This is a genomic window from Mucilaginibacter sp. OK098, assembly GCF_900142915.1.
Classification (GTDB): Bacteria; Bacteroidota; Bacteroidia; order Sphingobacteriales; family Sphingobacteriaceae; genus Mucilaginibacter.
Genome location: NZ_FRCM01000006.1, coordinates 375479 through 389517, shown reverse-complemented (window position 1 = coordinate 389517; position 14039 = coordinate 375479). Strand labels below are relative to the sequence as shown.

At 40.7% G+C, this 14039-nt stretch carries 14 protein-coding genes; 8 read left to right on the top strand and 6 right to left on the bottom strand.

Going from position 1 to position 14039, the window contains the following annotated elements:
• Window positions 1-14 precede the first annotated feature (14 nt).
• The 3 genes from BUE31_RS21565 to BUE31_RS21555 form a co-directional block, all read right to left on the bottom strand.
• Window positions 15-1472 carry an alpha/beta fold hydrolase gene (locus BUE31_RS21565; RefSeq protein ID WP_073405915.1) on the bottom strand — a complete coding sequence of 486 codons (1458 nt, stop codon included), beginning with the start codon at window positions 1470-1472 and terminating at the stop codon, window positions 15-17.
• A 69-nt stretch (window positions 1473-1541) separates the two neighbouring features.
• On the bottom strand, window positions 1542-1817 hold the full coding sequence (locus tag BUE31_RS21560) for a helix-turn-helix domain-containing protein (protein ID WP_073405914.1): 276 nt from the start codon (window positions 1815-1817) through the stop codon (window positions 1542-1544).
• 11 nt (window positions 1818-1828) lie between these two features.
• Window positions 1829-2359 carry a hypothetical protein gene (locus BUE31_RS21555; RefSeq protein WP_073405913.1) on the bottom strand — a complete coding sequence of 177 codons (531 nt, stop codon included), beginning with the start codon at window positions 2357-2359 and terminating at the stop codon, window positions 1829-1831.
• Window positions 2360-2572: 213 nt separating this feature from the next.
• Between BUE31_RS21555 and BUE31_RS21550 the strand changes: the two genes are divergently transcribed.
• Together BUE31_RS21550 and BUE31_RS21545 are read left to right on the top strand one after the other, a co-directional pair.
• Window positions 2573-3055 (top strand): RNA polymerase sigma factor, encoded by a 483-nt coding sequence (locus tag BUE31_RS21550; protein ID WP_073405912.1) that lies wholly within the window; start codon window positions 2573-2575, stop codon window positions 3053-3055.
• A 12-nt stretch (window positions 3056-3067) separates the two neighbouring features.
• Complete coding sequence (locus BUE31_RS21545; protein WP_073405911.1) at window positions 3068-3664, top strand: hypothetical protein; 597 nt, start codon at window positions 3068-3070, stop codon at window positions 3662-3664.
• An 11-nt stretch (window positions 3665-3675) separates the two neighbouring features.
• On the opposite strand, the gene BUE31_RS21540 is transcribed toward BUE31_RS21545, so the two are convergent.
• Entirely contained in the window at window positions 3676-4497 is an 822-nt protein-coding gene (locus BUE31_RS21540; protein WP_073405910.1) for a helix-turn-helix domain-containing protein, read from the bottom strand.
• Window positions 4498-4638: 141 nt separating this feature from the next.
• Between BUE31_RS21540 and BUE31_RS21535 the strand changes: the two genes are divergently transcribed.
• From BUE31_RS21535 to BUE31_RS21515, 5 genes are all read left to right on the top strand, one after another.
• The gene (locus BUE31_RS21535) at window positions 4639-5505 is read left to right on the top strand and encodes a carbohydrate kinase family protein (RefSeq protein ID WP_073405909.1); all 867 of its coding nucleotides are present in this window, start codon (window positions 4639-4641) and stop codon (window positions 5503-5505) included.
• Between the two features lie 185 nt (window positions 5506-5690).
• The gene (locus BUE31_RS21530; protein WP_073405908.1) at window positions 5691-6788 is read left to right on the top strand and encodes a vWA domain-containing protein; all 1098 of its coding nucleotides are present in this window, start codon (window positions 5691-5693) and stop codon (window positions 6786-6788) included.
• Between the two features lie 118 nt (window positions 6789-6906).
• On the top strand, window positions 6907-8415 hold the full coding sequence (locus tag BUE31_RS21525) for a sigma 54-interacting transcriptional regulator (protein WP_073405907.1): 1509 nt from the start codon (window positions 6907-6909) through the stop codon (window positions 8413-8415).
• Between the two features lie 23 nt (window positions 8416-8438).
• Complete coding sequence (locus BUE31_RS21520; RefSeq protein ID WP_073405906.1) at window positions 8439-9761, top strand: metallophosphoesterase; 1323 nt, start codon at window positions 8439-8441, stop codon at window positions 9759-9761.
• Window positions 9762-9782: 21 nt separating this feature from the next.
• A complete protein-coding gene (locus tag BUE31_RS21515; RefSeq protein ID WP_073405905.1) occupies window positions 9783-10670 on the top strand; it encodes a UbiA family prenyltransferase in 888 nt (295 codons plus the stop codon).
• 47 nt (window positions 10671-10717) lie between these two features.
• Here the strand turns inward: BUE31_RS21515 and BUE31_RS21510 are convergent, their stop codons facing one another.
• Entirely contained in the window at window positions 10718-12559 is a 1842-nt protein-coding gene (locus BUE31_RS21510) for a CocE/NonD family hydrolase (RefSeq protein ID WP_073405904.1), read from the bottom strand.
• Between the two features lie 107 nt (window positions 12560-12666).
• On the opposite strand from BUE31_RS21510, the gene BUE31_RS21505 reads away from it, so the two are divergent.
• Window positions 12667-13281, top strand: a complete 615-nt coding sequence (locus BUE31_RS21505) for a class I SAM-dependent methyltransferase (protein WP_073405903.1) — start codon at window positions 12667-12669, stop codon at window positions 13279-13281.
• A 63-nt stretch (window positions 13282-13344) separates the two neighbouring features.
• Here the strand turns inward: BUE31_RS21505 and BUE31_RS21500 are convergent, their stop codons facing one another.
• A complete protein-coding gene (locus tag BUE31_RS21500) occupies window positions 13345-14037 on the bottom strand; it encodes a response regulator transcription factor (RefSeq protein ID WP_073405902.1) in 693 nt (230 codons plus the stop codon).
• Between the last annotated feature and the right edge of the window lie 2 nt (window positions 14038-14039).

Genomic DNA, 14039 nt, shown 5'->3' with positions numbered 1-14039 from the left:
CTAATTATCGCCACTTACCACGTAGTTATTTTCTTCCCGTCAACCTGTACTGGCTGATAAGGATGATCAAGAAACTGCGCTATCAAAACATCGCCTTCCCTTGAATTCAATGCAGGCCCATGGGTTTTATCAGTAAACAACACCCGCTGACTGTTGGGCATAAAATGATGAATAACATCATTATAAAATGCCGGACAATACGGATCGGTATCCCCGGTTGAGAGCAAAGCCGGAATATTTGAATATACAGGAGTTTTGGCAATGCCGGTAACACTCTTTACATTCCAGCAATTACATAACGGGTGGTCAACATTATTAAAGCGGTAACCAGCAAGGTAGGGGAAGATCTCATTTTGCTTATCAATCAGATACTGGTCTGCAAAGTTGATCTGTTCAGAGCAATACATGGAATAACGCATGCCCAGTGTATTGCTTTTGCCGGTATTAAAGATGTTATCGAAATAAGCAGTCATATATATATTTTGATTGCCGGCAATAAATTGGGTAACCATGTAGGGCACATTTTTCAGCTCGGCATTGCTGGTAAGCTTATCCATCAAAAAGTCAATGATGTCACTGCGCCTGTATTTTATGCTGATGCTGTCGGCTGCACCTTTTTCCAGGTATTTTAAAGTAAACACTTTATCACCTATAGATGTGAAATACTGTTGAAACCGCTGCTTTATGTTATTGTATAATGGATTAGTGCTTGAATCTCGCTCACAATTGCCAAACACCTTATTAAAAGATTGGTTAATGCTGAATAAGGCATCCTCTTCATAATTCACAAAACCCGGAAGCGCCGAATCAAGGATCACAGATCGGATATGCTGCGGATAGTTGCGTAGAACGGTAAGCATAAGCCCGCCGCTGTAGGAGATGCCTATCAAATTTATGGAGTCTATTTTTAAAGCGCGGCGTAGGTCTTCTATATCTGCCGCATTTTCAATGGTATTATAGGCTGAAAGATCATTCCCATCTGCAATCAGCTTTTTACGGCAGTTTTTGGCCTCCGCTACGAGGGTACTGTCTAAAGGCAGGTTTTTGCGATAGGCGTTTTTTACCGCTTCGCTGATCCCATCGCACGAAAGGCAAGGCTTTGCGTAGGTTGTGCCACGTTGCTCAAAAGCAATATAATCCCTGTTTTTAATAAACCGGCGATAATGAATAAAACTCACACCACGCAACGAGCTTGCACCAGGTCCGCCTGCAGTATATAGCACAGGGTCTTTTTGCTTGTTGGGATTGTTGCTTTCAACATATATAAAAGGCAGCTTTACAGTTTTGCCATTTGGTTTATTCCTGTTTTCGGGTACAACTAAATAAGCACAGCGGGTTTTCAAGCTGCTGTCGGCCTTAAATATACAATCGCAAGGTTCAATTTTTGGGGTATAGCTTTCCTTTTGCTGAGCAAATGAGGCCAGCCGGAAAGAAATTATGAAGAAGAATATAAGTAGGATCTGCTTTGTCATGATGATCGTTTATTTTTTCATCAAAGTAAAAGCATTCAAAGAAGGATTTTTAGTAAAAAACGGACAATCTTAAACAACCTGTTCCCTAGAAGTATATATAATGGGCTCACCTAATTCTGCTTCCAATTTAGCCAGGGTTTTGAGTGTTAAATTATGACTGCCTTTTAGCCACTTATTAATTTCTGAAGGTTTTTTCTTCATTTTTTCGGCCAGATCTTTTTGCGTATAACCTTTTGCTTTCAAAATTTGGTTTATTCGTAAAACGATATCCGTATATTGACGTACGAAAATTCTAACTTCTTCGGGGGTTTCCTTTTGTATTTTTTCAGCAACCTTACTTCTCATACTAAGTAGTTTTATAAGAAAATCTCTTCGTTGCCATTATCCGAAAGAATTTTTCTTTTTTCATAATTAATAATTATTTCCCCATCCCGTAAAGCTTCTTCAATACGTTTTGCATATTGGCAAGCCTCTATCCATTTTATATTAAGATCCTTACTGCCTTGGTTTGTTTGCGCAGATTTTAACCCGCCATTAAACAAAATGACCAAATCGTTGCGATCACCTATTCTTAGGGCATATAATCTTAACGGAAAATTTGGATAAAGGAAAACTACGCCACTTACATTAACCTTGCCTTTATTGGGTAATCCAATAACTTCATTTTCAAATCTGTTAAATAAAGCATCGATTGCTCCATGATCTTCACCTATACTATCCAGAACGAAACTTAGTAATTCCTGGGCTGCTCTCTTTGATTCAGGATTTGCATCATACTTTTTAAAGAACTTGTCAGTTTCATTCTCCTCCGCATCTTCCTTCCGTACAGTATAAAATGTACATTTATTTGCTTCATCATCCCATATTTCCAATGTAAAGATATTCACTTATAAGTTAATTTGCAAATTTTTAAGACGCTGATTTCTAAAACACAGCTTTCAATACGCTAAATTGTTATAAATCCTTTACCGAATGCCATTATAGCGAAGAATCCCCAATTATAAATTGAATAAAGCTTTATCTTCATTTGTAAAATAATTTGTTTTTGCTGTGATTTTTCAGCCACTTTCCATACTAATTAAGAGTAGTCCGGTTTTTCAATGAATAGTAAAGAAAAATTTATAAAAGTTATAAAAGAAAACGCCGGACTTATTTATAAGGTTACCAAGGTATATACCAATAGCAGGGAAGATGAGCAGGATCTTTACCAGGAGATCGTTTACCAGCTTTGGAAATCTTTCGGTTCTTTTAGGAGTGAATCAAAGATCAGTACCTGGATGTACCGCATTGCTTTAAATACAGCTATAGCTCATTTAAATAAAGAGAAAAGGAAAGGAAGTTATATCCCGATAGATGAATTGCTCCTGAATAAACCAGACCTAAATGATACGCTAAAAGAAGAGCAAGTTGAAATTTTGTATAGCCAGATAAAGAAATTGGATACCATAGAAAAAGGCATTATCCTGTTGTACCTTGAAGGAAAATCATACGATGAAATAGCAGGCATAACCGGGTTTAGCACTACCAATGTAGGTACCCGGCTGGGGAGAATTAAACAAAAGCTGATAACCCAGATTAATTAAAGAAATAAAACCATGGAATTGGAAGAAATGAAAACCATTTGGGGCGAAATGTCCGCAGAGATTGAAAAACAAAAAAAATTAACAGATTCACTAATTATAAAAATGACACAAGTAAATTACAGAAGCAAAATCGGTAAGATAATAGTTCCGGAAATTATAGGTTCGTTGGTTTGTGTGGCAACGGCTTTATTTATATTTATAAACTTTCAACAACTTGGTATCTGGTATCTACAAGTTTGCGGCGTGGCTTCTGCCGTAATTTCATTGCTGTTGGCCCTGCTATCTCTTAGGGCGGTTAATAAGTTAAGCTCAATTAACATTTCAAATAATAATTTAAAACAGGCATTATCAGATTATTCAAAAGGTAAAATACAATTTGTGTTTGTTCAAAAACTAACCTTTTATTTGGGGGCCGTGCTTATGCTCACCATATTGCCTGTTATGTGTAAGCTTATTGATGGGGTGGATCTGTTTAAAGTAACCAGGCTATGGATGTGGTATGTTGTTGCATTTCCATTCTTTCGTTGGTTTACCACATGGGTTTTTAAAAGGTATAAAAAGACGATCCAGGGCGCTGAGAATATTTTGAAAGAATTAGCGGAGGCCTGATCAGCCTGCTTTTACTTTATGCTGTTAGCAGTAAGCTTTTGCCCGGTAAACTTAACCACATCTTTATAAAAATGGCTCATATCATAGTACCCAAAATCATAAGGCGTAAAAACACACTTTTGATTTACATAGGCTGTTAAAGCGGTGCGGGTACGCAATATGGTGAAATAGTTTTTGGGCGATGTGCCAACCACCTTGTTAAAATAACGGTTAATGGTTTTTGAGGTTACAAACATTTTCTCGGCCATTTCAGATGTATTTAGCTGCATATCTGCCGAATCATAGTTTTCAATGCAATCATGTACAAATTGTAAGTAATGATCTTTGCCTTTATTTTTAAAACGGGTCAAAAGAAAATTCTTCATCATGGCTGCCCTTTCTTCTAAATGCATAGGCTGCTTAATTTTTTGGATCAACGCAGGTGGCAAGATGGTATTCAGATTAATTACCTTCCCTATGAGGCTAACCTGGCTAATGCCCAAAACAGCTTCGAGACCGCCGGGCAAAAATTTAACGGTAAAGATATGATCGGTTGGTTGTTTGAATTTCTCAACACTGGTATCTCTTAGCACCAAAATGTCATCTTCTCCCTTTATTAGATATTGTTTATTGGCTACGTTTAAGTAATAGGGGGTACCCAGGTTAAACCAAAAGGTAGGCGTATAGCTGGGGAACATTTTTACGCTTTTAAATTGCGGAACTATTTTATCGCCAAAATGATTTTCAGGAACAGGTGGTGCTGACTCAGAGAAAAATTCAATATGATCCGCCAGCTCATCACAAGGTTTTATGAACTGGTGTACTTTACGGATATTATGAAAGATCTCGACCATTTAAAGATAAGACGTGGTTTTTGTGTATTCGTTACAATCTGCTGTTGTATTAGGCGGCATTTATCAAGAAAGCGCAATTTTTCTCATAAAACAAATTTAACCAAAAAACCTTTTAGCTTTGGCCTTTCAGCTTTCACCTCTATGAACAACATACTCTGCTTCGGCGAAATATTATGGGATGCCTTTGGCGATGAAAAAATTGCCGGTGGCGCCCCTATGAATGTTGCGCGCCATTTGGTACAGCAACGCATGAATGTTTTATTTGCCAGCAGGGTTGGTAAGGATGCATCGGGAGATGGCCTTGTGGAGTTTTTAAAAGCAAATGGCCTATACAGCGATCTGATCCAGGTTGATGAAAAGCTGCCGACCTGCGAGGTCACGGTGCAATTGGATAAAGACGGAATAGCTACTTATATCATCCCCGAACCGGTATCGTGGGATAATATCCAAACCGAGTCTGCACTTACCAAGGCCGCTGAACAGGCATCTGCCATTGTTTACGGCAGCCTGGCCTGTCGTGAAGCAAAAACCAAAGACACCCTGCTGAATTTATTGCAGGAAACCACAGCTTTAAAAGTATTTGATGTAAACCTGCGTGCGCCTCATTACACTTTATCAACTATTGAAACGCTGGTTGCAGGTGCTAATGTAATAAAGATGAACGAAGACGAAGCAGCTCTATTAATTGGTGGCAGCAACAACCATATAAAAGAAAATATTATAGAGTTTCAGAAAAAATATCACCCAAAAACCATCTGTGTTACCCGCGGCGAACATGGCGCAATGGCATGGCATGACTATGAATTTTACGAACACCCAGGTTGCCCGGTATCAGTAGTGGATACTGTTGGTGCGGGTGATGCTTTCCTTGCGGCATTTGTTTCGGGCCTGTTAAAAAATGAACCCATGCAGCAGCTGATTGAGAAAGCCTGTTATGTGGGCTCTTTTGTTGCAGGGCATAGAGGGGCTAACCCCGTTTATGACGAAAGTTTAGCTAAAAGATTTTAAAAACCACGGCCCATCGTCGTCTAACACAGGCATTCGGCAGAAGCTGCGCGACTGTATAAGTTTGTATTCCCTCTTTAGGGGGTTAGGGGGCATTTGTCATTCTTTCATAACAATTCTGTCTAAAACCACCTTTCTAAAACTTTTAAGAAAAATAATCCGTTATTTTATATCAGAAAGGGTACCCTATGCGCGGATTTGAATTTTCGAAGTTTAAACCCAGTCAGATCCAAAAAGGCGGATTTGAGGAATTACTAAAGTTATTTTTGGAATTGCTTAACTATACGGCAGGCGATGCAGGCGAAGCTTTGGCCTGGATGAATGAGCTGGATAAGCAATATAACCTTACCAATGATGAATATGGTATGGGTAATTTTATTGATGACCTGAAACAAAAAGGCTACCTGACCGAGGAAGAGCAAAATGGCGAGTTTAAGATCACCGCAAAAACGGAACAAAGTATCCGCGAATCAGCGCTGGAGGAGATCTTTGGTAAGCTCAAAAAATCAGGCAAGGGAAATCACCGTTCGCCGCAATCGGGCCAGGGTGATGAGAAGAATGCGGAGCGCCGGGAGTTCGAGTTTGGCGATAGCCTGGACCAGATCAATATGACCCAGTCTATCCACAATGCACAGGTTAACCACGGGATCGGCGATTTTATGATGACCGAGCGCGACCTGGAAGTGGAGGAAATGGACTATAAAACCCTTACTTCTACCGTGCTGATGATTGATATCTCGCACTCCATGATCCTTTATGGCGAGGACAGGATCACCCCGGCAAAAAAGGTTGCTATGGCCCTTGCAGAGCTGATCCGCACCAAATACCCTAAGGATACTTTGGATATTGTGGTTTTTGGTAATGATGCATGGCCGATAACCTTAAAGGATCTGCCTTATTTACAGGTAGGCCCCTATCATACCAATACCTATGCCGGGTTGGAGCTGGCTACTGATTTGCTGCGCAGGCGTAAAACCCACAACAAGCAGATCTTTATGATTACCGATGGCAAGCCAACCTGCTTAAAAGAAGGCACAAAATACTATAAGAACAGCATCGGGCTCGACAGGAAGGTGGTAAATAAAACCCTGAACATGGCGGCACAATGCAAACGGCTTAAAATTCCTATAACCACATTCATGATAGCTAAAGACCCCTACCTGCAGCAGTTTGTACGTAAGTTTACCGAAACAAACGGTGGCAAAGCGTTTTACAGCTCGCTAAACGGCCTGGGCGAATATATTTTTGAAGACTATATCAGGAACAGGCGTAAGACTGTTAGATGATGTGCGGATGTGCAAATATGCAGATGTGCGAATTAAGTAATACAAATAAAACAATCCACTGGCCTTATACACGATTTTACCATCGAACAGGTACCAATGACTAACGACACAATGACCAATGACTAACAATAAAAAAGATATAACAACCCTGGGCCAGTTAAAAAAAACGGATTATAAAAGCCGGTCGGTTAAGGATGAATTACGCGAAAACCTGATAAAACAGTTGCAAAAAGGCGAAGGCGGTTTTGAAGGGATTGTTGGTTTTGAAGATACGGTAATTCCCGACCTGCAAACTGCCATACTCTCACGTCACAATATTTTGCTGTTGGGATTGCGCGGACAAGCAAAAACCCGCATAGCCCGTTTACTGGTAAATTTACTGGATGAGTGGATGCCCTATATTGAAGGATCTGAGTTATATGACGATCCTTTAGCGCCGATCTCATGGTTCGGGCATCATGAAGTATTGGCTAAGGGCGATGATACGCCAATTGCCTGGGTGCACCGCTCTGAGCGCTACACTGAAAAGCTGGCTACACCTGATGTTACAGTAGCTGATTTAATTGGCGATGTTGACCCTATTAAAGCCGCCACAATGAAATTGACCTACTCGGATGAGCGGGTTATTCATTTTGGGTTGATCCCGCGTGCACACAGGGGGATCTTTGTTATCAATGAGCTTCCCGATTTGCAAGCGCGCATCCAGGTATCGTTGTTTAATATCCTGCAGGAAAGGGATATCCAGATCCGTGGGTTTAAACTGCGTTTACCGCTCGATATCCAGTTTGTGTTTACCGCAAATCCCGAGGATTATACCAATCGGGGCTCTATCGTAACACCATTAAAAGATCGTATTGAAAGCCAGATCTTAACGCACTACCCACGTTCAGTGGAGATCTCCCGCAAAATAACCCAGCAGGAAGCATCCCTTACGGATGAGCAACGTGCTACCGTTGAAGCAGACGGCCTTGTAAAGGATTTGGTTGAGCAAATAGCCTTTGAGGCCCGTAACTCAGAATATATCGACAAAAAATCGGGCGTTTCAGCGCGTTTAACTATATCAGCATTCGAGAACCTGGTTAGTAACGCAGAAAGGCGAATGCTCATCAACCATGAAGCAAGTACCTTTGTTCGTATTTCTGATTTCCTGGGCGTTATCCCTGCTATCACCGGTAAGATAGAGCTGGTATATGAAGGGGAATTGGAAGGCCCTGGTAAAGTGGCCAATATATTAATCGGCAAAGCCATCAAAACTTTGATGCTGCAATTTTTCCCTGATCCCGAAAAATCAAAAAAAGCAAAAGCGCCAAATCCTTATGCCGAAATTATCAACTGGTTTAGCGATGGCAATAACCTGTCGTTAGTTGATGAGTTGCCACAGCAGGAATATAAAAAGAACTTAAATTCAGTTACCGGCTTAAAGGCTTTGGTTAAAAAGTTCCACCCGCGCTTGACGGAGAACCAGGACCTGCTATTGATGGAATTTGTTTTGCATGGTTTATCGGAATTCTCTCAATTGAACAAAGGGTTTTTAGATAATGGCTTCGCTTTCTCTGATATGTTTAATAGTTTGTTTAATTTGCAGCCCGATGAGGACGATCTGGACATAGATGACGATCGTTATTAATCCTGTAAATTTTATCCTGTATAATGAAGGGACAAACCCTGCACATCATTTTCTTTGTAGCGGCACTTTTACTGATTGATCTGTATGTTTTAAGCGGGTTAAAAGGTGTTTCAAAAAAATGGCTGTTCCTGCAAAAAAGATCTTTTGTGATCTGGTATTGGATCGTATCCGTTTTACTGATAACAGGCTTAATATTTGTTGTTTTTGTAAAGATGGGCCTGGTAGTAAGGCTGGCATTTGTTATGCTGTTTTTTGTGATCTTTTTATTCAAGATCTCTTTCATCCCATTTTTATTGATTGATGATATCCGGCGGCTGATCCTGGTTATAAAAAATCGCGTATCCCATAGAGGCGTATCGCATACGCCCTTATCGCCAGCACCCCTGTCAGATCCATCTTTATCGCGTGCACCCTTGCCGGCTATCCCCCGCTCTGAATTTTTAATGAAAGCAGGCTTATTGGCAGGCGCCATTCCGCTGGCCGCTGTAAAGCTTAACATGAAAAGCGGCTTATATGATTACCATATAATCCGACGCAAGCTTTATCTTCCAAATTTGCCAAAAGCGTTTGACGGTATAAAGCTGGGGCAGATCTCGGATATCCATTCAGGTAGTTTTTTCAATAAAAAAGCAGTACTTGGCGGGGTTGAAATGCTGATTCGCGAAAAAGCCGACTTTGTATTTTTTACCGGCGACCTTGTAAATGCCATTACTGATGAGGTGAAGGATTACATGGATATTTTTAGCAAGGTAAAGGCCCCGCTTGGCGTTTACTCATCCCTGGGCAACCATGATTATGGCGACTATGCCTGGTGGTCAAGTGCAGGAGCCAAACGTAAAAATTTAGACGAGCTAATAGCCACCCACAAAACAATGGGCTGGGACCTGCTGATGAATGAGAACCGCCGCTTAAAAGTTGACGGTGAAGAAATAGGGATTCTGGGTATTGAAAACTGGGGCGAGCTGAGCCGCTTTCCCAAATATGGCCGTATGGACCTTGCTGTAAAAAATACAGATGACCTGCCTGTAAAATTATTGCTCTCGCACGATCCCTCACATTGGCGGGCACAGATATTGCCGCAGTACCCGCAAATTGATGCCATGTTTTCGGGCCATACGCACGGAATGCAAATGGGCATAAGAACAGAGCATTTTCAATGGAGCCCTATCGAGTATATTTATAACGAATGGGCTGGGCATTACCACCAGGGGCCACAGCAATTGTATGTAAATGTAGGTTATGGCTTCTTAGGTTTTAGAGGACGTGTTGGAATATTGCCAGAGATTACGATATTTGAATTAAAAACCGGAACAGATCCTACTTTAAAAAGACACAGCACTACTTAGCCCGGCCACTAACTATTGAAAATGAAGAAAACATTTTATTCTGTTTTTGATTTTCTGCTCTTCAGTAATATTTTCATGTCGCTATGTGCAGTTGCACAGGGGCTGCTTACCTTTTATTTAATTGGGGCAAAAATAGTGTTCCCGGTAATCGGTCTGTTGTTTACCTCAACACTGGGTATTTACAACTTCAGTATATTAGCTACCAAAACCGGTGATCCGCTTAAATCGCCGTATTTGCGTGTGCGCTGGTTCTTCTCCCACTACAGGCTAATGGTTACCTTTACCATTGTATCGTTGCTTTCATTGGCCCCGCTGTTTATATTGCTGTCGATGGAATCGAGGCTCCTGCTTATCTTTTTGGGGATCATTTCTTTTTTTTACAGCATTCCTTTATTCACTATCGGTGATCACAAATTTGGACTGAGGCACATCCCATGGCTAAAACAGTTTATGATAGCGCTGGTTTGGACAATGAGCATTGTGCTGTTGCCGGTATTGGAGGCACAGCATTTTCATTTAACAAGTATCTCCCTGCGCGATACTACCATACTTATTGCCAAACGGTTTTTGTTTATAGCCGCGCTCACTATCCCGTTTGATATCCGTGATCTATTTGACGACCGTAAATCGGGCCTGAAAACAGTGCCAACCGTATTGGGCGAAAAAAATGCTTACCTGTTTTGCCAGGTGTTATTAGGCGGCTATGTTGTTTTATTGCTCCTTTTTAAAAACCACGGCATCGATCACGATTTTTTGGCGTTAACGGTTTCTGTTGTATTAACAGGCTGGCTCATCTTCAAATCTAAATGGGAAAAGAACGAGTATTACTACTTTTTTTATATGGATGGCGTGCTGATACTGCAATACCTGTTGGTGCTGCTGTTTAGCTGGGTTTGGGGTTTCTTATAGAAGAGATTTGACAACTTTTAAAAGTTGTCAAATCTAAAATTGCCAACTTACTCCACAACAGGCAATTCAATACTGCTGGCAAATTGTAAAGAGTGAAACACCTTTTGAGTTGCTGTTTGATAATCACTTTCTTTTGCCTCAAAAATGTTGGGTACATACTTTTGCGGGTTCCGGTCAATTATCGGGAACCAGGTGCTTTGTACCTGAACCATTATTTTATGTCCCTTCTTAAACACATGGTCTGCTCCATGCAGGTCAATAGTATATAATTCAACTTTATTGAGAGTAATAGCCTCCGGTTTTGAAAAACTGTTCCTGAATCTCCCCCTAAACACATCATCTGCTATCATTAACTGATACCCTGACATTTTAAGTTCTTTTTTATAATTTTCAGGATATACATCTATCAGTTTTACCACCCAGTCGGCGTCGCTGCCGGATGTTGCTGCATAAAGTTTTGCCGCCACGTTGCCTGTTATGGTAACGTCCTGTGTAAGCGTATCAGTCTGCCAACTTAGAACATCAGGGCGGCCATCAACAAAACGCTGATCATCAGTAAGCCAGGTGTACCAGCGCGAACCTGGGCCATAAGTTTCTTCAATAGGCCGGGCACGATAAGGAACCGGTTTTGATGGATCTGATACATAACTGTCAAACGGCTTTGCTTCTGTACCCGATGGCTTATCGAATGAGAGCTTGCCATTACTGTGGAAATAAATGTTTTTCGCCGTCGACTCCTTAGGCGGCCAGGCTGAATAATTTTTCCATTTGTTTGAACCTGTTTGGAAGGATATAGCTTCTGCAAATTTGCCATCGCCTTTATCCTTTAAATACCAGGCAAACCATTTAGCCTGGATCTCTTTCCTAAAATAAGTAGCAGTTGGTTCGTCAAATTTTATATTTCCCAGGCTCCGGCCCTCGCCGCCGGCCCAACCGCCATGCCGCCAGGGTCCAAGCACAATAAAATTCCGGTGGCTGGTATCTCTTTTCTCCAAAGCCTTATAAGCATCCTGCGGCCCTACCATATCTTCCTGGTCCCACCAGCCGCTCACGTGCTGGATAGCCAGGCGCGGATAGTCAAGTCTTGACGGCAGTGCTTCCTCTTTCCAGTAAGCGTCATAATTTGGATGAGTGGTAAAGTCGTTCCAGCTTGGCAATTTACCATGAACATATTTTTTGTTCATGTTTGATAAAGGCCCCAATTTTAAATACCAATCGTAAGTATCATAATTGCCAAACTGGTAAAGCGAGTCTGTTTTTGAGATCTCCTCCATAAAAGCATATTCAAAAGCATAGCTTAAACGAAATGCCCCGTTATGGTGTAAATCATCATTCATAAACATGTCTGATGGCGTTGCTTGTTCCGAAACAGCCTTTAAGGCAGGATGCGGGTCGCTGGCTGCAATAATTGTTGTCCACCCATCATACGAGATGCCGTACATGCCAGCTCTGCCGTTATTGTCGGGTATATTCTTCAAAAGCCAGTCGATAGTATCATAAGTATCGCTGCTTTCATCAATAGCTTTAGGCTTGGTTTTATCACGGCTAAATCGCATCATGGCATATTTACCTTCCGATAGGTACCTGCCTCTTATGTCCTGGAAAACAAAAATGTAACCCTCGTCAGCCATATCCTTAATGTAACCATCTTTTTCAGGACTCGGATAACCGTTAACACCATAGGGTGTGCGTAAAATTAAAAACGGCAACTTTTCCGTTTGCCCCTTTGGCAAAAAGACAACGGTGTGCAGCTTAACGCCATCGCGCATGGTTATCATTACTTCCTGCCGGTTATATTTATCATCAGGTTTTGTTTGCTGGGCTGATAAATTATTAACACTTAACAGTAAAATGGCTAAAAAACTGATCCTTATAAATAATACTTTCATATTTGCTGAGTAAAGGTTGTTTAAAGATAAGAATTGGTTGATTAAGTTGATTAGGTGAATGGTTGATTAAGTTAGATAGTTGCCTGATTAGCTCGTAAATAGAACAAATGCCCGCTAACTATAATAATTCAGCATGGTTTTATGACAGGCTTTCGCGCATGGTTTATGGGCGTGCTTTGATTAATGCCCAGGTTTACCTGCTGCAATATGTTCCGGCTAATGCAGTAGTTTTGATAGCAGGAGGGGGGACGGGCTGGATATTGGAGGAATTAACAAAGATCCATCCATCCGGCTTGCAAATAACCTATGTGGAGGTTGCTGCTGATATGATGGCTTTATCAAAAAAAAGAAATACAGGCAGCAATAAAGTTACTTTTATTAATGATGCAGTTGAAAATGTAACCCCGGATACAAAATTTGATGTAGTAATAACCCCTTTTTTGTTTGATAATTTTACTGAACAAACTACCGAAAAAGTATTTAACCACCTTCACAATTTACTCAAGCCTGGCGGGTTATGGCTCAATGCTGATTTTCAGTTAACAGGCAAATGGTGGCAGAATGTTTTGTTAAGATCGATGTTTTTATTTTTTAAGATCCTTTGCAATATAGAGGCATCAAAATTGCCTGATGTGGATAGGCAATTTGGGGTGCATGGTTATAAAACTATTGAAGAGAGGACTTTTTTTGGTGATTTTATAATATCGAAAGTGTATAAATAGCGGGATAATCAGACTTACGAAGTTTTTAAAACTTCGTAAGTCTTTCTCCTCAAAATAAGTTACCTACCCGTTATAAACAAATTTATACCCAATCCCTCTAACTGTTTGTAAATACTGCGGCGAATCAGGGTTTGATTCTATCTTTTTGCGGAGCCTTACTATGTGCATATCAAGGGTCCGTGTATTTACATCGGCATTGTATCCCCAAACCTCCATCATTAGCTCTTCGCGGTTAATTACCTTGTTTTTGTTTTTTAAGAAATACAGCAGGATGCGGTTCTCCAATATGGTAAGCTCTATTTTACGGCCATCCCTTATCAGTAAATGGGTATTTGGCAAATGCTCCATATTGGCAAACTTGTACGATTCTGTTTTCTCACTGTTTAATGAAAATTTGATCTTATTATCAATCATCGCCACCAAAACATCCATGTTAAATGGCTTAATGATATAATCAGATACCCCAAAATTGTAAGCCTGTATTTTGTCAACATCCTGTCCTTTAGCGGTCATCATAATTACCAGGTTATCAAATCCTTTTTTTCTGATGTTTGTACAAACATCGGATCCTTGCTTACCGGGTAACATCCAGTCGAGCAAAACAATATCGGGTTGTTCCTGTAAAATTACTTTTTCGGCATCGTCGCCGTTGGCGGCTTCCAATACTTTGTACCCTTCAGATTGTAAGCGCTCTGCCACCAGGAAACGCAGGTTTTCATCATCTTCAACCAGCGCAATTTTTATTTCTTTATTCATAA

Coding starts and splice junctions, on each gene's coding strand:
- BUE31_RS21540 (WP_073405910.1), bottom strand. CDS start 4,497: ATGGTCGAGATCTTTCATAATATCCGTAAAGTACACCAGTTCATAAAA.
- BUE31_RS21510 (WP_073405904.1), bottom strand. CDS start 12,559: ATGAAAGTATTATTTATAAGGATCAGTTTTTTAGCCATTTTACTGTTA.
- BUE31_RS21515 (WP_073405905.1), top strand. CDS start 9,783: ATGAAGAAAACATTTTATTCTGTTTTTGATTTTCTGCTCTTCAGTAAT.
- BUE31_RS21505 (WP_073405903.1), top strand. CDS start 12,667: ATGCCCGCTAACTATAATAATTCAGCATGGTTTTATGACAGGCTTTCG.
- BUE31_RS21545 (WP_073405911.1), top strand. CDS start 3,068: ATGGAATTGGAAGAAATGAAAACCATTTGGGGCGAAATGTCCGCAGAG.
- BUE31_RS21525 (WP_073405907.1), top strand. CDS start 6,907: ATGACTAACAATAAAAAAGATATAACAACCCTGGGCCAGTTAAAAAAA.
- BUE31_RS21560 (WP_073405914.1), bottom strand. CDS start 1,817: ATGAGAAGTAAGGTTGCTGAAAAAATACAAAAGGAAACCCCCGAAGAA.
- BUE31_RS21565 (WP_073405915.1), bottom strand. CDS start 1,472: ATGACAAAGCAGATCCTACTTATATTCTTCTTCATAATTTCTTTCCGG.
- BUE31_RS21550 (WP_073405912.1), top strand. CDS start 2,573: ATGAATAGTAAAGAAAAATTTATAAAAGTTATAAAAGAAAACGCCGGA.
- BUE31_RS21520 (WP_073405906.1), top strand. CDS start 8,439: ATGAAGGGACAAACCCTGCACATCATTTTCTTTGTAGCGGCACTTTTA.
- BUE31_RS21535 (WP_073405909.1), top strand. CDS start 4,639: ATGAACAACATACTCTGCTTCGGCGAAATATTATGGGATGCCTTTGGC.
- BUE31_RS21500 (WP_073405902.1), bottom strand. CDS start 14,037: ATGAATAAAGAAATAAAAATTGCGCTGGTTGAAGATGATGAAAACCTG.
- BUE31_RS21530 (WP_073405908.1), top strand. CDS start 5,691: ATGCGCGGATTTGAATTTTCGAAGTTTAAACCCAGTCAGATCCAAAAA.